Source organism: Methylohalomonas lacus (genome assembly GCF_024808875.1).
GTDB lineage: Bacteria > Pseudomonadota > Gammaproteobacteria > Methylohalomonadales > Methylohalomonadaceae > Methylohalomonas > Methylohalomonas lacus.
This window is the reverse complement of the sequence record NZ_JANUCT010000013.1, coordinates 26157-44845: the sequence shown is the minus strand read 5'-3', so window position 1 is coordinate 44845 and position 18689 is coordinate 26157. Positions and strand designations below refer to the sequence as shown.

Annotated in this window: 18 protein-coding genes; 6 read left to right on the top strand and 12 right to left on the bottom strand. The window is 61.9% G+C overall.

The features are described from left to right. Positions 1 to 221: 221 nt before the first annotated feature. From pssA to J2T55_RS09560, 5 genes are all read right to left on the bottom strand, one after another. Positions 222 to 1013 carry a CDP-diacylglycerol--serine O-phosphatidyltransferase gene (gene pssA / locus J2T55_RS09580; protein ID WP_259055878.1) on the bottom strand — a complete coding sequence of 264 codons (792 nt, stop codon included), beginning with the start codon at positions 1011 to 1013 and terminating at the stop codon, positions 222 to 224. A 312-nt stretch (positions 1014 to 1325) separates the two neighbouring features. Continuing rightward, positions 1326 to 2003: a phosphatidylserine decarboxylase gene (locus J2T55_RS09575; RefSeq protein WP_259055877.1), complete on the bottom strand. Its 678-nt coding sequence runs from the start codon at positions 2001 to 2003 to the stop codon at positions 1326 to 1328. 132 nt (positions 2004 to 2135) lie between these two features. Then, complete coding sequence (gene ilvC, locus J2T55_RS09570; protein WP_259055927.1) at positions 2136 to 3152, bottom strand: ketol-acid reductoisomerase; 1017 nt, start codon at positions 3150 to 3152, stop codon at positions 2136 to 2138. Positions 3153 to 3288: 136 nt separating this feature from the next. Further along, the gene (ilvN, locus tag J2T55_RS09565; RefSeq protein ID WP_259055876.1) at positions 3289 to 3780 is read right to left on the bottom strand and encodes an acetolactate synthase small subunit; all 492 of its coding nucleotides are present in this window, start codon (positions 3778 to 3780) and stop codon (positions 3289 to 3291) included. Position 3781: 1 nt separating this feature from the next. Then, the gene (locus J2T55_RS09560; protein ID WP_259055875.1) at positions 3782 to 5530 is read right to left on the bottom strand and encodes an acetolactate synthase 3 catalytic subunit; all 1749 of its coding nucleotides are present in this window, start codon (positions 5528 to 5530) and stop codon (positions 3782 to 3784) included. Between the two features lie 205 nt (positions 5531 to 5735). On the opposite strand from J2T55_RS09560, the gene J2T55_RS09555 reads away from it, so the two are divergent. After that, a complete protein-coding gene (locus J2T55_RS09555) occupies positions 5736 to 7448 on the top strand; it encodes a proline--tRNA ligase (protein WP_259055874.1) in 1713 nt (570 codons plus the stop codon). Between the two features lie 204 nt (positions 7449 to 7652). On the opposite strand, the gene J2T55_RS09550 is transcribed toward J2T55_RS09555, so the two are convergent. Together J2T55_RS09550 and J2T55_RS09545 are read right to left on the bottom strand one after the other, a co-directional pair. Beyond that, the gene (locus J2T55_RS09550; RefSeq protein WP_259055873.1) at positions 7653 to 8024 is read right to left on the bottom strand and encodes a nuclear transport factor 2 family protein; all 372 of its coding nucleotides are present in this window, start codon (positions 8022 to 8024) and stop codon (positions 7653 to 7655) included. A gap of 14 nt (positions 8025 to 8038) precedes the next feature. Then, positions 8039 to 8347: an acylphosphatase gene (locus J2T55_RS09545; protein WP_259055872.1), complete on the bottom strand. Its 309-nt coding sequence runs from the start codon at positions 8345 to 8347 to the stop codon at positions 8039 to 8041. A gap of 199 nt (positions 8348 to 8546) precedes the next feature. Between J2T55_RS09545 and J2T55_RS09540 the strand changes: the two genes are divergently transcribed. After that, positions 8547 to 10136: a hypothetical protein gene (locus tag J2T55_RS09540; protein WP_259055871.1), complete on the top strand. Its 1590-nt coding sequence runs from the start codon at positions 8547 to 8549 to the stop codon at positions 10134 to 10136. On the opposite strand, the gene J2T55_RS09535 is transcribed toward J2T55_RS09540, so the two are convergent. After that, positions 10117 to 11427 carry a YihY family inner membrane protein gene (locus J2T55_RS09535; RefSeq protein WP_259055870.1) on the bottom strand — a complete coding sequence of 437 codons (1311 nt, stop codon included), beginning with the start codon at positions 11425 to 11427 and terminating at the stop codon, positions 10117 to 10119. The genes J2T55_RS09540 and J2T55_RS09535 overlap by 20 nt on opposite strands. Before the next feature lie 104 nt (positions 11428 to 11531). Between J2T55_RS09535 and arsC the strand changes: the two genes are divergently transcribed. Together arsC and wrbA are read left to right on the top strand one after the other, a co-directional pair. Continuing rightward, positions 11532 to 11882, top strand: a complete 351-nt coding sequence (gene arsC / locus J2T55_RS09530; protein ID WP_259055869.1) for an arsenate reductase (glutaredoxin) — start codon at positions 11532 to 11534, stop codon at positions 11880 to 11882. A gap of 91 nt (positions 11883 to 11973) precedes the next feature. Next, positions 11974 to 12576: an NAD(P)H:quinone oxidoreductase gene (wrbA, locus tag J2T55_RS09525; RefSeq protein ID WP_259055868.1), complete on the top strand. Its 603-nt coding sequence runs from the start codon at positions 11974 to 11976 to the stop codon at positions 12574 to 12576. Positions 12577 to 12753: 177 nt separating this feature from the next. Here the strand turns inward: wrbA and J2T55_RS09520 are convergent, their stop codons facing one another. The 3 genes from J2T55_RS09520 to J2T55_RS09510 are packed head-to-tail and all read right to left on the bottom strand — an operon-like array spanning position 12754 to position 15349. Then, positions 12754 to 13518 (bottom strand): BPSS1780 family membrane protein, encoded by a 765-nt coding sequence (locus J2T55_RS09520; RefSeq protein ID WP_259055867.1) that lies wholly within the window; start codon positions 13516 to 13518, stop codon positions 12754 to 12756. A 1-nt stretch (position 13519) separates the two neighbouring features. After that, the gene (gene hda / locus J2T55_RS09515) at positions 13520 to 14251 is read right to left on the bottom strand and encodes a DnaA regulatory inactivator Hda (RefSeq protein ID WP_259055866.1); all 732 of its coding nucleotides are present in this window, start codon (positions 14249 to 14251) and stop codon (positions 13520 to 13522) included. Positions 14252 to 14281: 30 nt separating this feature from the next. Further along, positions 14282 to 15349, bottom strand: a complete 1068-nt coding sequence (locus J2T55_RS09510; protein ID WP_259055865.1) for a DUF2066 domain-containing protein — start codon at positions 15347 to 15349, stop codon at positions 14282 to 14284. Positions 15350 to 15472: 123 nt separating this feature from the next. On the opposite strand from J2T55_RS09510, the gene purM reads away from it, so the two are divergent. After that, positions 15473 to 16540: a phosphoribosylformylglycinamidine cyclo-ligase gene (gene purM / locus J2T55_RS09505; protein WP_259055864.1), complete on the top strand. Its 1068-nt coding sequence runs from the start codon at positions 15473 to 15475 to the stop codon at positions 16538 to 16540. A 539-nt stretch (positions 16541 to 17079) separates the two neighbouring features. Here purM and J2T55_RS09500 read toward each other — a convergent pair. Next, positions 17080 to 17817, bottom strand: coding sequence for an RNA methyltransferase (locus tag J2T55_RS09500; protein WP_259055863.1), 738 nt, complete (start codon positions 17815 to 17817; stop codon positions 17080 to 17082). A 65-nt stretch (positions 17818 to 17882) separates the two neighbouring features. On the opposite strand from J2T55_RS09500, the gene J2T55_RS09495 reads away from it, so the two are divergent. Beyond that, complete coding sequence (locus J2T55_RS09495; protein ID WP_259055862.1) at positions 17883 to 18683, top strand: inositol monophosphatase family protein; 801 nt, start codon at positions 17883 to 17885, stop codon at positions 18681 to 18683. Positions 18684 to 18689: the final 6 nt, after the last annotated feature.

Here is an 18689-nt window from a genome sequence, read left to right as displayed (position 1 = left end):
GTGAAGTAAGATTATCTGCCCTGGCAGGGCAGCAGCAGGCCGAGCAGCAGCGCGGAACCGTGGGTACGGTTGCGGAGGGAAAGCTTGATTGCGCTGTTGTATTGCATGATAGGAGCCAATATAGGACGCCTGCGGGCAAATTTCAAGACTGGGTCTAAAAAGCGCAACGCCCTGGCTGATGGCGCAGGCGCCGCGGGATCGCCCGCTCGTCAGCGACCGGACTAGGCGTCCCGGTCCTCATCGGGCACTTGTTCGCGGGGTTGCGAGCCGCCCGCCGCACCGGTACGGCGGGCGCGGTGCTGGCGCAGGGTCATCAGCGTCAGCACCGGACCGGACGCGGCATACAGCAGCAGCATACCGAACAGCACCAGCGGCGGCTCGAGCGAGATGAAGACGAACACCAGTACGATGACGAGGATCGTCATGAACGGCACCTTGCCGCGCAGATCCAGCTCCTTGAAGCTGTTGTAGCGCACGTTGCTGACCATGAGTACGCCGGCGGCAACCGTCAGAAACAGCGTGAATCCCTGGGTCAGGAAGAAGGTATTGATCTGGTAGCGACTGCCGAGCCAGACCAGGCCGGCAATCAGACCGGCCGCCGCCGGCGACGGCAGGCCCTGGAAATAGCGCTTGTCGGCACTGCCGACCTGGGTATTGAAGCGCGCCAGCCGCAGTGCGGCGGCAGCGGCGTAAATAAATGCCGCCAGCCAGCCGGCCTTGCCCATATCACCCAGCGACCAGGCATACATCACCAGCGCCGGGCTCAGGCCGAACGACACCATGTCCGAGAGACTGTCGTACTGGGCACCAAACTCGCTCTCGGTATTGGTCATGCGGGCGATGCGCCCGTCCATGCCGTCAAGCACGATGGCGACAAAAATGGCCACGGCGGCCGCCTCGAAGTACTGGCCGCTGGCCGCGACGATCGCGTAGAAACCGGCGAACAGGGCACCGGTGGTAAACAGGTTGGGCAGCAGGTAGATACCGCGGCCACGGTTCATTCGGTAGGACATCGCTTCAGATTAGCCTGGGAAAATGGGGAATCAATTCTCGCGTGCTGCCGGTGAACTTGCAAATGCTGCCGGCGGTGACTGGTGACAAAATAGCGTGATCGACCCTGTTTCGGCGTCAAGGGAAAATTAAAATTCAATGGCCCTTTAACCAGCGCTGTTCGCGGCGGGGTCGCCGCTCCTACGATCCTAAAATCATTCTACTGTGGGAGCCGATTATAATCGGCGATACAAGCGTTGGAAGGTTCGCAGATTTTAATCCGCTCCCGCAGAGACCGGGCGTCGCCAACCACCAATCACTAATAACCCTGTGGCTCAGGAAGCGCGGGCGGCGGGCACGGTGTCGACATCGGTAATGCTGGCGCCGTGGCGATGCACCAACTTGCCCAGCAGCATGGAACCGGCAACCACCGGCTGGCCGTTTTCAATGTCGAGGCGCACGTGTTCCGGCAACCAGAGGTCAACCTCGCCGCCGAAATAGATATAACCGCAGCGCTGGCCCTGGCCCAGACGTTCGCCGGACTGCACGTACAGGCGGGCGCGTTTCGGCAGCCAGCCCATGCGGATCGACACGACCACATCGTCACCCTCGTCGGTACGCAGCCAGAAGGCATACTGGCGAATGTGCGGGTTATCGTGATCACGGCCCGACTTCTGGTCCATCACCCGGCCCTCGATCGGACAGCGTAACGAATAGATATCGAGCGGTGACATGCGCAGGCGAATATGCGTTGACGGGCGTTTCAGCCAGATGTCGGTAACATGGTTAACGTCGACGACATGGCCATGCACGGGACTGACGAGGCCCGAGGGAACCGACGGTACCGAGCGCGGCGGATCGCGTAACAGCACCAGCAGTATGGCCAATAGCGCGAGCAGACCGATGCCGGCGGCCAGACTGACATAAATCTTGACCAGCAGTGCCACGGCTGCAATCAGGACAACGTAGAACCAGCCCTCGCGGGCAATGATTGGATAACTGTTACTGGGCATATTTTACCGCCGCCTGCTCTTCAGCGTTCAGTGTCAGCGATCCCTATAAAAAGTGAACGCCCGCTCAACCATGAGCGGGCGCTTTCGCGTTACTGCTGGTACGGCTACCAAATTGGACAGCCAGCTGCCAGCTTAGTTTTTCTGCTGATCGACCAGCTTGTTCTTGCCAATCCACGGCATCATGCCGCGCAACTTGCCACCGACCTGCTCGATCGGATGCTCCGCCGACAGGCGGCGCATGGCCTTCATCGTGGCAACACCGCTCTGGTTTTCCAGGATGAATTCGCGCGCGAACTGGCCGGTCTGGATTTCTTTGAGAATCTCTCGCATCGCTTCGCGTGACTGTTCGTTGATGACGCGCGGCCCGCGAGTGAAGTCACCGTACTCGGCGGTGTTCGAAATCGAGTAGCGCATATTGGCGATCCCGCCCTCGTAGATCAAGTCCACGATCAGCTTGACCTCGTGCAGACACTCGAAGTAGGCCATTTCCGGCGCATAGCCGGCCTCGACCAGGGTCTCGTAGCCGGCCTGGATGAGCGAGGTCAGGCCGCCACAGAGCACGGTCTGCTCGCCGAACAGGTCGGTCTCGGTTTCCTCGCGGAAACTGGTCTCGATGACGCCGGCGCGGCCGCCGCCGTTGGCGGAGGCGTACGACAGCGCGATGTCCTTGGCCTGACCCGAGGCGTCCTGAAAGACCGCAATAAGGCTGGGCACACCACCGCCCTGGGTGTAGGTGGAACGCACCAGATGGCCGGGGCCCTTGGGCGCGATCATGATGACATCGAGGTCGGCGCGCGGCACGATCTGCTGAAAATGCACGTTGAAACCGTGGGCGAATGCCAGCGCGGCGCCGTTCTTGATGTTCGGCTCGATCTGTTCGGCGTAGAGCGCAGCCTGGTGCTCATCCGGGGCCAGGATCATGACGACATCGGCGCCCTTGGTGGCGTCCTCGATCGACGCCACCTTCAGGCCGGCCTCCTCGGCCTTGCGAGCCGAACCGGAGCCCGGGCGCAGGCCGACGACGACGTCGACGCCGGATTCTTTCAGGTTGTTCGCATGGGCGTGGCCCTGTGAACCGTAACCAATGATCGCGACCTGCCGGCCCTGAATCAGGGACAGGTCGGCGTCTTTATCGTAATAAATGTTCAATGCCATGATGGTTTGCCTTCACTTCTAATGGTTGATTAGTGACTGGTAAATAGCGAATAGGTAGGAGCGGCGATCCCGGTTTACGGCATACCGCGACAAGCTCGCGCCGCGAACAATCAACTCACCATTCACACAATTAAATGCCAATCGCCCGGTCGCCGCGTGCGATGCCGGACACCCCCGAACGCACGACCTCGAGAATCATGCGCCGATCGAGCGCTTCCAGGAACGCGTTGAGCTTGTCGCCGGGACCGGTCAGCTCGATCGTGTAGCTGTTTTCGGTCACGTCGATGATGCGGCCGCGGAAGATGTCGACCAGACGTTTGACTTCCTCGCGCGCCGCGCCCTTGGCCTGGGTCTTGATCAGCATCAGTTCACGCTCGATATGCCGCGCTTCGCTCAGGTCGACGACCTTGATGACGTCGACGAGCTTGTTGATCTGCTTGATGATCTGTTCCATGACCTCTTCCGAACCGCCGGTTACCAGCGTCATGCGCGAGATGCTCGGATCTTCGGTCGGCGCGACGGTCAGCGATTCGATGTTGAAGGCACGGGCGGAGAACAGTCCGGACACGCGCGACAGCGCACCGGCTTCATTTTCCAGAAGCAGGGAGAGTATGTGGCGCATGTCAGGCGAGTTCCCGGTCGGTCGAGCTCTGCTCGGGTGAAAGGTGCATTTCGTTCTGTCCCTTGCCCGCGGCAATCATCGGATAGACGTTCTCGGTCTGATCGGTGATGAAGTCCATCAGCACCAGCCGGTCCTTCATCGCCAGTGCTTCCTTCAGCGACGTCTCGACATCAACGCTCTTTTCAATACGCATGCCGACGTGGCCGTAGGCCTCGGCCAGCTTGACGAAGTCCGGGATCGCGTCCATGTATGAATGCGAGTAGCGGCCGGCGTAGAAGAATTCCTGCCACTGCCGCACCATGCCCATGTAGCGGTTATTCAGGCTGACAATCTTGATCGGCAGGTCGTACTGCAGGCAGGTCGACAGCTCCTGGAGACACATCACCAGGCTGGCCTCGCCGCTGATGCACACCACCTCCTCGTCACGGAAGGCGAGTTTCACGCCCATCGCCGCCGGCACGCCGAAACCCATCGTGCCGAGGCCACCGGAGTTGATCCAGCGCCGCGGCTTGTCGAACTTGTAGTACTGTGCCGCCCACATCTGATGCTGGCCGACGTCGGAGGTCACATAGGCATCGCCGCCAGTGACTTCCCAGAGTTTCTCCACCACATACTGCGGCTTGATGATGTCGCTGTTGCGGTTGTAGCGCAGGCAATCGAGCTTCTGCCAGTCGGCGATCTGCTGCCACCAGTCGGCCAGTGCCGCCGCATCCGGCTGCCGTGCGTCCTCTTTCAGCAACTCGGTCAGGTCACCGAGCACACTCTTGACGTCACCGACGATAGGCACATCCACCGGCACGTTCTTGGAGATCGACGCCGGGTCGATGTCGATATGCACGATCTTGGCTTCCGGACAGAACTTCTCCAGGTCGCCGGTAACACGATCGTCGAAACGCGCACCGATAGCGACCAGCACGTCGCAGTGATGCATGGCCATGTTGGCCTCATAAGTGCCGTGCATGCCGAGCATGCCGACGAACTGCTTGTCGGTCGCCGGGTAGGCGCCCAGACCCATCAGCGTATTGGTGATCGGGTAACCCAGCCGTTGCGTCATCTCGGTCAGTTCCTGATGGGCATTCGACAGGATGACGCCGCCGCCGGCGTAGATCATCGGCTTTTTCGCCGCCAGGATGAGGTCGGCCGCCTTGCGGATCTGGCCCGGGTGGCCGCGCGTCACCGGCTTGTAGGAGCGCAGCTCGATCGACTCGGGATAGTCGTATTCGCAGACGTCGGCGGTGACGTCCTTGGGGATATCGACCAGCACCGGTCCCGGCCGGCCGCTCATGGCGACGTGGAATGCCTTCTTGATCGTGCTGGCAAGGTCCTTGACGTCACGGACGAGGAAATTGTGTTTCACGCACGGGCGCGTGATGCCGATGGCGTCGACTTCCTGAAAGGCGTCGTTGCCGATCAGGGCGGTCGGCACCTGGCCGCTGAACACCACCAGCGGGATGGAATCCATGTAGGCGGTGGCGATACCGGTCACGGTATTGGTCACGCCGGGCCCGGAGGTTACCAGCACGACGCCCGGCTTGCCGGTCGCGCGCGCGTAGCCGTCGGCGGCGTGGGTCGCGCCCTGCTCGTGGCGGACGAGGATGTGTTCCACCGCGTCCTGCTTGAACAGTTCGTCGTAGATATGGAGAACGGCGCCGCCGGGGTAACCGAAAACGTGCTCGACGCCCTCATCTTTGAGCGCACGCACGAAGATCTCTGCGCCGCGCAGCTTTTCCTTTTGGGATGGCTCTGTCATGACCTGCCTCAGCTAAAACATGTTTGGTTATAGTGATAGTCAGTTCCCGGCCGGGCCCGGGTAGGGCCGTGGGGAAACCATTAACAGTACTGTGATTGCCACAACCGGTCAAGCACGCCGGACTTTAAAGCGCCGCCGGGCGGTGGAATAATGGCGCGCTCGCCCGCCGGCGAGCGCAGCAACCCAACAGGAACAATAACCAGCCATGCGCACCACGAACTACCTGCTCAGTACCCTGCGTGAGGCCCCGGCCGACGCCGAGATCATTTCCCACCAGTTGATGCTCAAGGCCGGCATGATCCGCAAGTCCGCCGCCGGCATCTACAGCTGGCTGCCGCTGGGCCTGCGTGTGCTGCGCAAGGTCGAAGCCATCGTGCGCGCGGAAATGGACGCCGCCGGTGCCCAGGAACTGCTGATGCCGGGCGTCCAGCCGGCCGAATTGTGGGCCGAGTCCGGCCGCTGGGACCACTACGGTCCGGAACTGCTGCGCATCCGCGACCGCCACGAGCGCGATTTCTGCCTGGGTCCCACCCATGAAGAGGTGATCACGGACCTGATTCGGCGCGAGATCCGCAGCTACAAGCAGCTGCCGGCCAACTTCTACCAGATCCAGACCAAGTTCCGTGACGAGATCCGGCCGCGCTTCGGCATCATGCGCGCGCGCGAATTTCTCATGAAGGACGCCTACTCGTTTCACCTGGACGAGGCCTCGCTGCGCGAAACCTACCAGCAGATGCACACCACCTACACCCGCATCTTCGAGCGCCTGGGGCTGGAATTCCGCGCCGTCATTGCCGACACCGGCGCCATCGGCGGCAATGCCTCGCACGAATTCCACGTCCTGGCCGAATCCGGCGAGGACGCCATCGCCTTCAGCGACGCGAGCGACTACGCCGCCAACGTCGAGCTGGCCGAAGCCGCGCCGCCGGCCGGCGAGCCCGCCGCAGCGACCGAGGAACTGCGCCTGATCGACACGCCGGAGGCGAAAACCATTGCCGATCTGGTCGAGCAGCACGGCCTGCCGATCGAGAAGACCGTCAAGACCCTCATCGTCAAGGCCGCCGACGGTGGCCTGCTGGCGCTGCTGGTGCGCGGCGACCACGAGCTTAACGCCGTCAAGGCGGCCCGGCTGGCGCAGGTCGCCGAGCCGTTCGAGTTCGCCGGCGAAGCCGAGATCCGCGCCGCCATCGGTGCCGGCCCGGGCTCGCTGGGGCCGGTTAATCTGCCGATCCCCTGCGTGGTCGACCACAGCGTCGCGGCCATGAGCGACTTCGGTGCCGGTGCCAATATCGAGGCGAAGCACTATTTCGGTATCAACTGGGGCCGCGACGCCGAGCTGCCCGAGGTCGCTGACCTGCGCAACGTCGTCGCCGGCGACCCGAGCCCTGACGGTCAGGGTACGCTGGTTATTCGCCGCGGCATCGAGGTCGGTCACATCTTCCAGCTTGGCACCAAGTACAGTTCGGCGATGAAGGCCACTTGCCTGGATGAAAATGGCACGGCGCAAACCCTGACTATGGGCTGCTACGGCATCGGCGTCTCGCGCGTGGTCGCCGCCGCGATCGAACAGAACCACGATGACCGCGGCATCATCTGGCCGGCCGCGATCGCGCCGTTCGAACTGGCGCTGTTGCCGATCAACATGCACAAGTCACAACGCCTGCGTGATGCGGTGGAGAAGCTGTACGCCGAGCTGCGCGCCGCCGGCATCGACGTGCTGCTCGACGATCGCCGCGAACGCCCGGGCGTGATGTTTGCCGACATGGAGCTGATCGGCATCCCGCACCGGATCGTCTTCAGTGAAAAGGGCCTGGACGCCGGCCAGCTGGAATACCGGGCCCGCCCCGACAGTGAAAATCAGAACATACCGCTTGAAGGCGCCGTGGACTTCATCAGGGCACAACTGGCTTCTGTCTGAATTGAATGAGGACCGCGAATGAACGCAAATAAACGCAAATGAAAAAATAAGAGTGCTAGAGCTGTGGCTCGGCTCTGTATCCCTGAATATTTTTTCTGCCCTGAAACCCGCCCATGTCAGGTGCAGTAAAGACAGATTCATAGCCTGGCTGTAATTCTATTCTTCTGTCCTATTTGCGTTCTTCGCGTTCATTCGCGGTTTATTTCAACCGTGCAGGTGAAAGACCTTGTTCATGACCTGCCAACGGCCATCGGTTTTCAGCAATGTGAACATGTCGGTAAATCGATGTCCCAGCCAGTTGTCCAGCTCCAGCCGTAGCGTGGCGATGCTGCCGGCAATCTCGATCTTCGTGATCTCTGCCTGCAGATCCGGCGACGGATCATTGTTGTCGTTCCAGTCGAACAACAGCTGTATCGGCCCGGCAAAAAGCTCCTCGCCGACGTAACCAAAAATCGTCGCGTCCGGATGAAAAGCCGGTTTCATATCGTCGCCGCGGGCGGACACGGCACCGTCGATGTAATGCTGTATGCACTGGCGGATGGCGGCATAATCAGCCAGTTCGGTTGGATCGCTCATAAGTTCTACCTCGGTTATTCATTTGTGTTGGTTGCGGGCGTGCTCAGTATCTGAAAGTCAGGATACGCTTCATATTCGATAGACTCGCAGTCGAGTCTGAGTACGCTGGCCAGCGGCGGACCGCGCTTCAGCCAGGTGCGGAATTCATCGAGGCTGGCGGACGGCCCGAAAGCCTGCACCTCGACCCGGCCGTCGGGCAGGTTGCGCACCCAGCCGGTCAAACCCAGCCGCTGCGCCTCACCCTGGGCCGCCATGCGGAATGATACACCCTGCACGCGGCCGCTGACTTCACAATGCAGGCCCTGATGTTCCGTCGTCGTCAATGCCTCCCTCCTTCATCGCTGGTCCGGCATGGTATCCGTCCGCCGGATGGTTGTCTTTCTGCCGTGGATCTAGGTTAACATAGCGTCAGATGTTGCCCTGAACGATCGCCGCCACGGCGCATTGTGACAAGCAGCCGGCACACACGGCAGGGGGGCTGTGTACTGCCCGGCATTTGCAACACGCCCCGGGTCCATTGTCATGGCTTCAACAGAAGACGGGTTGCCATTACGCAGGGACGGCCTGATCGAGTCCCGGCCGATGCACGTCGAGGAATGGCTTGAAACTCTGCCATTTGCTGATTTCGAGCACACCACGCAACTGTTGCACGCGGCACTCACCGCAACCAACCAGCTGACATTGAAACCGGCCACGCGCGAAGCATTGCTCGGCCTCTACGACCAACCTTACCAGTATTACCTGCAATCACAGATCAGAACCGGCGCCCAGCACACACTCAGTAGCATGGAAAACATGCAGCGCCAGTTGCATTCGATGCAACAGCTGGCCGCGGACCTGGCGCTGATGAGCCAGCACATTATCAACGACACGCAGGAAAGGAAATCAGTCTGGGGCAGCAAGCCACCGTTACGGGCCACGCAGCAAGGCATCGACTATTTGTCGCAGGCCCTGATCTTCTCGTACCTGCAGTACGCACCGCCGCCGGCCGGCGTCTGGCAGCAACTGCATGGCCTGTACCGTTTTGCCGAATCGCTTGAGCTACTGCATAACGGTATCAAGCTGGCCGGTGGCCGCACCACAACCATTGCCCACAGCTATTGCAGCATGCTGCTGACCGCGGTGGTCGATCCGCCGCATCTGCCGTTCGGCGGCATCTGGGAAGTCCATGACCAGCTTGCCAGCTGGCTGGAACGGGCCGAACTGCAGCCTTACCGCGACGGCCAGAACGCCGGTGGCCTGTTCGTTGTCGATCTGGATGGCGACCTGCCACCCCGACCCTACAACCGTTTCGATCCCAGCGAGGCGCATGCCGGTCATCGACTGCTCGATGCCCGTGCGCTGTACCTGAACGCGCAACAGGCACGCGAGCGTCTGCGCCAGGGGGAAACACCCGCGGATCTGAAATTATCCGACAGCTATCGGCAATTGCTCGTCGAGCAGATGGTCCGCGCCTGGAACCTGCCACCGAAGCGCCGCTTCCCACGCTCTCCGGCCAACGGCAAACTGGCGCTGACCTGCGGCCTGCAGGCGACCCACATTCACATGAACGGCGGCAGCGATCTGCTCCGCCAGTTACGCAAACCGGAACCGGCCGGCGCCGACGGTCTCGATGTCGAGGGCGAGAGCGAAGACCACGCCGTCAGAGACGACCTGCACCGCTCGGGCAATTACTTTGCCCTGGAAACCTGGGATCTCATCAATAAAAGCGCCGGCGGATGCGCGCTCGAACATCAACAGCGACCGGCCTACAGCGTCCGGGTCGGCGACCTGCTCGGCTTGCGCCTGACGGAAACGGACGCGGGTGCCTACTGGCGCCTGGGTATCATTCGCTGGCTGCGAATCGAGGCGGCGACAACCTACCGTATCGGCGTACAATTGCTGGGCACCGACTGTCAGCCGGTAGCATTGCGTTTCCGCAACCGCCGCGAGCTGCAACACGGTTTCCGTATCCGGACCAATGACGAACTGTCACTGCTCGCCGGGCGCGGCCAGCTGACCGCAAACCAGGCCCTGGATATCGAAACAATCGACGGTCGTCAGTCCGTCCACACCCGGCAACGCATCGAGGAACTGGCCGCTTTCGAGCAGTTCACGGCGCAGCCGGATTAGTCCCGGGTGTCGTCTCGGTGGTTTCCTGCGCTGCCGTCTCCTGGAACAGGGGCTTGATCGAAACCGACAGCGTTTCCTGCACGGCGTCGCCGTAGCGACTGAAAATCTCGGCCAGCGAATGTTCTACGTGGCTGGTCGGCACACGCGAGGTTTGTGCATCAGGCAACCGGGTCGGCATCAGGTAGTGCAGATCCAGCAATGTCTGTTCGGACAGGTCGCGGGTCAGTATCCATTCGCCCTGCTCCGCCTTTTCCAGAACCCAGTCTTCCGCCTGCAGTACCTCGAGGATCTCGATGATATGCTCCACCGCCAGATCCGGTTCCATCTGGCCGAGCTGGTCCAGGGTCAGGCCGCTGCCCTTGCGTTGCGCCTGCCACAAATGTGACAACACCAGGCAGACATCGATCAGATTCCAGTCGCGTTCCGGTTCGGTGACGGTACTGTTCAGACGGAAGGTGCTGAGACTGTATGTCAGCTGCGCGCCCAGCAGCACCACCACCCAGGACACATAAATCCAGATGAGGAATATCGGCAGCACCGCCAGCGCGCCGTAAATAGCTTCGTACGTTGGCACGGTCTTGACGTAATAGCCGAAGCCGTACTTGACGGTTTCAAACAGGATGGCAGCGCTGGCGCCGCCGATAAGCGCGTGGCGTGGCGCCACATAACAGTTCGGTACAAGCAAGTACAACAGCGTCAATGCGATTGTCGTCGTCAGAAACGGCAGTAACGACAACAGGCGTTTCTGCAACTCAAACCAGCCGCCGAGCGTATCCACCGCCGGCAGCGACAGGAAATACGAGGTCGACGCCAGACCGGCGCCGACCAGTATCGGCCCCAGCGTCAGCAGCAGCCAATAGATAAGAAAGCGAAATACCGGCCGGCGTTTCTCGCCGACTTTCCAGATGCGATTGAAGGCGTTCTCGATCGTGGCCATCAGCATCAGTGCGATAACGAGCAGAAATAGCACACCGGTCATGGTCAGCTGCTTGGCAGCACCGGCAAACTGATTCAAATACTGATCGATCGTTTCGCCAAAGGCCGGAACGAAGTTGTCGAAGACGAACTCGCGTATCTGCAGCTCGAACTGGCCAAAGCCCGGCAGGGCGCCAAGAAAACTGAAGGTTACGGCAACCATCGGCACCAGCGATAGCAATGTCGTATAGGCCAAGGCGGTGGCAATCTGGATGCTTTGCACCGAGGTAATGCAGTAGCCCAGATAACGGAAAAAGGCGATGATCGTGCTCAGGCTGAACTGCGGCAGGCGGATCTGTCGAAGACGGTGATACATGGAATTGGCTCGCGAGCTGAAGCTACTAGGCTACAGGTAAAAGTGAACTGGATTTATCATAACGACACGCTATCATCCATTGGCTTAAAGGCGACTGATGCATCATGAAAGTAACCATATACCACAATCCACGCTGTTCAAAATCGCGTGACACGCTGAAACTGATTGAAAAAGCCGGCCATGCGCCGCTGGTGGTGGAATACCTCAAGTCCCCGCCGAGCGCGACCCGCCTGAAAAAACTTCTGAAAATGCTGGGCATAAAGCCGCGTGACCTGGTTCGCAAAAATGAAACCGCGTACAAGGAAGCCGGTCTCGACGATCCGAAGCTGAACGACGATGCCGTAATTGCCGCCATGGTCAAGCACCCGATCCTGATCGAGCGACCGATCGTGGTTGTCGATGATCAGGCCGTCATCGGCCGGCCGCCGGAGAAGGTCCTGGAACTTCTGGGTTGAGCTCACCGCCGTGTGCCCGCTCCCAGACGGCCCGGACAAGCCGTAGCCGGCAAAATACGAACAACAAACAGTGTAAGGATGATCCACTGCCATGACTGACATATTGGTGCTGTACTATAGCCGTTTCGGCAATACCGCGCGCATGGCGCGTGAAATCGCCCATGGTATCGAGTCGGTCGACGGCGCCCGCGCCCGGGTGCGTACGGTAGCGCCGGTATCGACCGTCTGCGAAGCCACCCACGACGCCATTCCGGAGGAAGGCCCGCCCTATGCCGACCACAACGATTTGAGCGAATGCGCCGGCCTTGCGCTCGGCAGCCCGACGCGCTTCGGCAACATGGCCGCGCCACTGAAATACTTTCTCGACGGCACCGGCGACCTGTGGGCCTCGGGTGGTCTCATCGATCGGCCATTCACGGTCTTTACCTCAACCGCCAGCCTGCACGGCGGCCAGGAAACCACGCTCATCAGCATGGCCCTGCCGCTCATCCACCACGGCATGATCTACCTGGGCCTGCCCTACAGCGAACCGGAACTCACCAGCACCACCAGCGGCGGCACGCCCTACGGCGCCAGCCACACCGCCGGCGGTGACAGCCAGCAGCCGCTAACCGACGCCGAACGCAAGCTGTGCCGCGCCCAAGGCAAGCGCCTGGCGAACACTGCCCTGAAGCTGGGGACTGATGTCAGGTAACTGGTTCATTGGTTAATTGGCAGGAGCGGCGACCCCGCCACGAAAGAATGGTTCAGATGCCGTGCCAGTATCCATTTCCCATTCGGCCCGGGGGCGGGCCTCCTACGGCCGGGCTAATTGGTGATTGGCAAGCATGTAGGCGTGCAGCTTGCTGCGCGAACGGGCCATCCCCGGATTTCAGGCGATGCTTTCGGCTTCGGCAAACAGGTCGCCGTAGCTGGCGGCGATTGCGGCCAGGCTCACCGGCAGAAACAGGAGCAGTCCCAGACCCAGCGGTATCAGGGCAATGATGAACAGGACGATATAGATCACGGCGAAGACGCCGAGCGGCAGAATATTGCGCAGGCAGGCGTCCAGGCTCAGGCGCAGCGCCGCCGTGGCGCCGGCGCGGCCCTCCAGCACCAGCGGGCTGGCGTAGGTAAACGCCATCGCCAGCAGCGTGAACAGCAGCACCCCCAGCAGCGTGGTCAGCAGGAACACGACCAGCATGCCCAACGTCAGCACCGCGTCCTGCGGCGTGGCCGACTGCAACTCGCCCAGCGTCTGCCAGGGCACCGAACCCAGCACCAGCACGGCGGTGAGCATGAAAAACAGGCCCGACACCACAAACACGACGACATAGGCCACCAACAGCAACAGCCCGAGGATGATCATCTCGCCGCGCTGACCGGGCTGGGTCAAACCGGCAAAGAACTGTTCCAGGGCGGGCTGCCCGTCCTCCAGCGCGTGCCGGCACATTACGACGTAACCGCCGAACAGTGCCGGTGAGATGACGACAAAGGCCAGCGGCCCGATCAGCGGAACGAATTCGACCACGATAGCCAGTATCAGCCACAACAACAGCACCCCGATCAACAGGCCGGGGGCGTTCCTGAAGGCCTGCCAGCCCTGTCGGAACCAGGCCGCACCGTGACCGGCACTGACGCTCTGGACGAGAACCACGTCAGTCCGCCCCGGGGCCCGGCGGCGCCGATTCCTGCAGCAGGCTTTTCACGAACGGGATGCTGAGCCGGCGCTGCGCGGCCAGCTGTGCCTGGTCGAGGTGATCCAGCCAGGCCATCAGGCCGGCCATGTCGCGCACTGTCCGCCGCAGCAGGTAAACGGCCACCTCGTCGGGCAGCTCGATGCCGCGGGCGCTGGCGCGCCGAACCAATGCCTCGCGCTTGTCGTCGTCGGCCAGCGGCTGCAGGTGAAAGACCTCGCCCCAGCCCAGCCGCGAGCGCAGATCCGCCAGCTCCAGTGCCAGTCCACGCGGGCTGCTGTCGGCCGCGGCCACGAACGCGCGGCCGGCATCGCGCAGGCTGTTGTAGAGCCCGAACAAGGCCTGCTCCCAGTCGTCCTGGCCGGCAACCGTCTGCAGATCATCGAGCGCGACCAGGTCAAGCCCTTCCAGGCCTTCCAGCAATCCCGGCCCGTGCGCCGCAAACTGCGCCAGTGGCACGTAGGCGGCGCGCAGCTGGTGCTGGCCCGCCAGCTGACAGGTTGCCTGCAGCAGGTGGCTGCGACCGCTGCCCGGCGCGCCCCACAGGTAGACCTGGCCCCGGCCCTCGGCGGCCAGCTCCTGTAGGCGACCACAGACGGCAGCGTTGTCGCCGGCGACGAACAGATTGAAGTCCAGTCGCTCGTTCAGCGTGAATGCCAGCGGCAGCTGTTGCAGTCCGGCGGGAGCGTTCATACGGGCGGCGTCCGGCTGTTGTGGAGTCAGTCAGGGCAGCAGACGGTAGCGACGGCCAGCGTCGCCATCACTGTCGCCGGCATCACCAGCGGCGCGCAGGGTGCGGCCGATGCCAATGGTCTGGTCCAGGGCGGCGGCATCGACATTACTCTCGACCTCGAAGACGACGCTGTCCGATCGCACCCGGCTGACATTGACCCGGCTGACATTGCTCAGCCCCGCCAGGTACTTCTGGGCACGGGCGTAGTCTTCGAGGCTGTCGATATCGGTGACGGTCAACTGCAGACGCCGCCCCTCGCCGGCCACTGTGCGCGGTGCATAGCGCTGTGCAAGCTTATCGGCCAGACGGTCAATACCGGCCGCCAGCGCCGCATCGACGGAGTCGCCCGAGGTTGTCCAGTCAGCATCACCATCCGCTTGCGACAGCTGCGTCCAGCGCGCACGCACGCTGTCACCGCCGGCGCCAACACTCACTGCAATCACGATATCGGCGGGATAGCGCTCGGAAGCGGCGCGTATCCGGCTGACCGAGCCGTCGCGGACGTCGGCCGCATCCAGCTCCCGGGCATCCTCCAGATCCATGAGTGGCAGCAATAGCGGAAGGCCGCGCCGCTGGGCGTGTTCGATGATCGGCTGCAGGTAATTCTCGCCGCCCGGCGCCGACTGCTCCATGCCGACGAGCTGGTCGCCGGCATCATTGCTGACCGCCAGCCAGACGAGCGTCGCCGGCCGTTCATTGCCCCAGGCGGCGATGCCCTCGCGGCGTAGCGCCTCGGATACGGCCGCGCTGTCGAAACTGGCCAGCAGGCGCAGCGATTCATCGTCATCGCCCGGCTCGAGGTAGCGATACTGCTGAAGGTAATCCTGGGCATTATTGAGAATCGGCTTGGAACGCCCGTCGTCAATAATCCCGCGATCGCCGGTAAGTTTGATCAGTACCTGGCCCAGCACCCGTGGCAGCGCCTGGCGGCGCTCACTCTCGGACTGGTCGGGCACGGTCACGCGTGCTTCATACAGCCCGCTGACCGGCATGGCCTGCAACTGCGGCAGCCCGAACACGCCAACAAGAACAAGAAAAACGAATAATCGAGGCATCATGCGCAGCACGCTATGCAAGCGGCCGTGTTAAGTCAAGCAAGGCCGTCACGAACAAGTAATGATTGCGGCAGGCCGGGCACGACCTTAACATGACGGCCTTACAGAACAGCGTCCAGCCCGCCCGTGTCCCAAGACAATACCCCCGATAAAACCAACCCCGGTCTCGACTATGCCGCCGCCGGTGTCAGCATCGATCGCGGCAACGATCTCGTCCAGCGCATCAAGTCGATGTGCGCAAAGACCCAGCGCCCAGGCGCGCTCGGCGCCATCGGCGGTTTCGGCGCGCTGTTCGACATCGGCGCGCTGAATTACCGGCAGCCGGTACTGGTCGCCGGTACCGACGGCGTCGGCACCAAGATCAAGCTGGCCATCGACAGCGGCCGCCACGACGGCATCGGCATTGACCTGGTCGCCATGTGTGCCAATGATCTTGTCGTCCAGGGCGCCGAGCCGCTGTTTTTTCTCGACTACTTCGCCAGCAGCCGGCTCGATGTCGACGTCGCCGAGCAGGTGGTCAGCGGGATTGCCAGGGGCTGCGAGCTGGCCGGCGCAGCACTCATAGGCGGCGAAACAGCGGAAATGCCGGGCATGTACGCCGAGGGCGACTATGACCTGGCCGGCTTCTGCGTCGGCGTGGTCGAGCGTGACGCGATTATCGACGGCAGCCGCATCGAACCCGGCGACGCCGTGATCGGACTCGCTTCCAGCGGTCCGCACTCGAACGGCTATTCGCTGATCCGCAAGGTGCTCGAGCGCGAGGATATGGGCCTGGCCAACAAGCTCGACGGCGGCACGCTTGCGGACCATTTGTTGACCCCCACACGCATCTACATCAAGCCGCTGCTCGAACTCATCAAGCACGTCGACGTGCGCGGCATGGCCCACATCACCGGTGGCGGTCTGCTGGAGAACGTGCCGCGCATGCTGCCGGACCATGTCAGCGCCACGATCGACACACAGAGCTGGCGTTGGCCGAACGTGTTCGACTGGCTGGCCGAACGCGGCGGCATCGAACTCAACGAAATGTACCGCACCTTCAACTGCGGCATCGGCATGGTCGTCTGCGTCCCCGCCGACCAGGCGGAAAAAGCGATCGAACAGCTGAACAGCGCCGGTGAGGACGCCAGGGTGATCGGCCACATCGTGCCGCGTGCCGACGATCAAGGCGTGATCCTGCAGCACACCGACTGAGTCCCTCCGCCCCGACAAGCCTTCTCTAACGAGTAGACCCGTCACCACAAATATACAAGCCGAATTTATTCGGCGAAACATACGCTGAAGAGTTCGCGGATTGCAATCCGCTCCCACAATGGCAGGCGTCACCAATCTATCGTAGGAGGCCCGACTGCGGACCGAATGAGAAGCAGATTACAGCACGGGACCTGAACCCTTATTCGCGGCGCGGTCGCTGCTCCTACGATTGCCGAACCACAGCCCGTGGGAGCCGATTAAAATCGGCGAAACATGCGCCGGAGAGTTAGCGGATTTGAATCCGCCCCCCACGAGGACGGGCCTTGCCAATCACGAATCACCATTTACCAATTAACCAGCCCTTAGGAGGGCCGACCCCGGGCCGAATGGCAAATGGATACTGGCGCGGCATCTGAACCCTTCTTTCGCGGCGGGGTCGCCGCTCCTACCCGTCACCAATCAGCCCGTGAAAACCGATCATAATCGGCGCCATTTCACCCTTCATGCCGCGCCTGACCCGCCATCCATATTATTCGCCTCTACTCCGGCGGCGTTTTCTCATCCACTGCCGCAAGGAACCCGCGCAGGATATTGAGCTCATTCTGATCCAGCTGGGCCCGACCAAACAGGCGCCGCAGGCGCCGGATCACGCGGCGGGGCTTAACGGGATCATAAAAGCCGACCCGCGTCATCGTCCGCTGCAGGTGCTCGTACAGATATTCCAGTTCCTCGTTCGTCGCCAGCGGTATCTTCGGCGTCTCGTCGGCAACCGGTTGCTGGGCACTGACGATCTTGTAAATCTCGTAGCTCAGTACCTGCACCGCAGCGGCCAGGTTCAGCGAACTGAAAGCCGGGTCGGTCGGAATATTGACCACCGCATTACAGCAGTCGATTTCCTCGTTGGTCAGGCCGGAGCGCTCGCGGCCAAACAGCAGCGCCACCGGGCCGTCAGCTGCCGCCTGCAGGGACTGCTTTGCACACTGCTCGGGCGTTAACACCGGCCAGGGGATGCTGCGCTCGCGCGCCGTGGTGCCAACGACCAGCGAGCAGTCGCGAATAGCCGGCTCCAGTGTCTCGCAGCTGACTGCCGCGGCCAGCAGGTCGTCCGCACCGGCGGCACGGGCTGTGGCGTCAGCGCCGGGGAAACCGAACGGCGGCTGTACCAGATAGAGGCTGGACAACCCCATGCATTTCATGGCACGTGCGGCGGCGCCGATGTTGCCCGGGTGCGTCGTCCCGACGAGGACAATACGGATATTATTCAGGTTCTGTGTCATCTTGCTTCACTGTCTGCAACGCGCCCCGTACAATTGCGGCTTAATTTACGGAGTCTGTCCTCACCATGCACCCCATGCTCAACACTGCCACCCGCGCCGCACGCGCCGCGGGGACCGTCATTTTACGTCACATGGACCGGGTCCAGGATCTGTCCGTGGATGCCAAGGGGCGCAACGATTTCGTAACCGATGTCGACCGCAAGGCCGAGGTCGCAATCATACAGACATTGCACAAGGCTTACCCGAAACACGGCATTCTCGCCGAGGAAAGCGGCTATAATGGCCCCGGCGACGTCCGCGACGAGTATCTCTGGATCATCGACCCGCTGGACGGCACCACCAATTACATCCACGGCTTCCCGCAATTCGCCGTGTCCATCGCCCTGCAGCATCGCGGCAAGCTCGACCAGGCGGTCGTCTACGATCCGTTCAAGAACGAACTGTTCAGCGCCAGCCGCGGTAGCGGCGCCCAGCTGGATGGCAAGCGCATCCATGTCAGCAAGGAGACCCGGCTGGAAAACGCACTGCTGGGCACCGGCTTTCCCTTCAAGGAAATGGAGCACCTGGATCGCTACATGGAAACCTTCCGCGCCCTGATCACCCAGACCGCCGGCATCCGCCGCGCCGGCGCCGCCGCACTGGATCTGGCCTACGTCGCCTGCGGCCGGCTGGACGGCTTCTGGGAATTCGGGCTGCAACCCTGGGATATGGCTGCGGGGGCACTACTGGTCGAGGAGGCAGGTGGTATTGTTGCGGATATGACTGGTGGCAATAATTATCTGGAGTCAGGGAATGTCATGATTGGCACACCTAAAATTCATGAAGCCATGCAAAAAGCTATTCTTGCAAAACAAGCACATGAGTAATCCGCT

Excerpts from the sequence above, each read along its gene's own strand:
- pssA (WP_259055878.1), bottom strand. The coding sequence starts at position 1,013 with ATGTCCTACCGAATGAACCGTGGCCGCGGTATCTACCTGCTGCCCAAC.
- J2T55_RS09575 (WP_259055877.1), bottom strand. The coding sequence starts at position 2,003 with ATGCCCAGTAACAGTTATCCAATCATTGCCCGCGAGGGCTGGTTCTAC.
- ilvN (WP_259055876.1), bottom strand. The coding sequence starts at position 3,780 with ATGCGCCACATACTCTCCCTGCTTCTGGAAAATGAAGCCGGTGCGCTG.
- J2T55_RS09560 (WP_259055875.1), bottom strand. The coding sequence starts at position 5,530 with ATGACAGAGCCATCCCAAAAGGAAAAGCTGCGCGGCGCAGAGATCTTC.
- J2T55_RS09555 (WP_259055874.1), top strand. The coding sequence starts at position 5,736 with ATGCGCACCACGAACTACCTGCTCAGTACCCTGCGTGAGGCCCCGGCC.
- J2T55_RS09550 (WP_259055873.1), bottom strand. The coding sequence starts at position 8,024 with ATGAGCGATCCAACCGAACTGGCTGATTATGCCGCCATCCGCCAGTGC.
- J2T55_RS09540 (WP_259055871.1), top strand. The coding sequence starts at position 8,547 with ATGGCTTCAACAGAAGACGGGTTGCCATTACGCAGGGACGGCCTGATC.
- J2T55_RS09535 (WP_259055870.1), bottom strand. The coding sequence starts at position 11,427 with ATGTATCACCGTCTTCGACAGATCCGCCTGCCGCAGTTCAGCCTGAGC.
- arsC (WP_259055869.1), top strand. The coding sequence starts at position 11,532 with ATGAAAGTAACCATATACCACAATCCACGCTGTTCAAAATCGCGTGAC.
- wrbA (WP_259055868.1), top strand. The coding sequence starts at position 11,974 with ATGACTGACATATTGGTGCTGTACTATAGCCGTTTCGGCAATACCGCG.
- hda (WP_259055866.1), bottom strand. The coding sequence starts at position 14,251 with ATGAACGCTCCCGCCGGACTGCAACAGCTGCCGCTGGCATTCACGCTG.
- J2T55_RS09510 (WP_259055865.1), bottom strand. The coding sequence starts at position 15,349 with ATGATGCCTCGATTATTCGTTTTTCTTGTTCTTGTTGGCGTGTTCGGG.
- J2T55_RS09500 (WP_259055863.1), bottom strand. The coding sequence starts at position 17,817 with ATGACACAGAACCTGAATAATATCCGTATTGTCCTCGTCGGGACGACG.
- J2T55_RS09495 (WP_259055862.1), top strand. The coding sequence starts at position 17,883 with ATGCACCCCATGCTCAACACTGCCACCCGCGCCGCACGCGCCGCGGGG.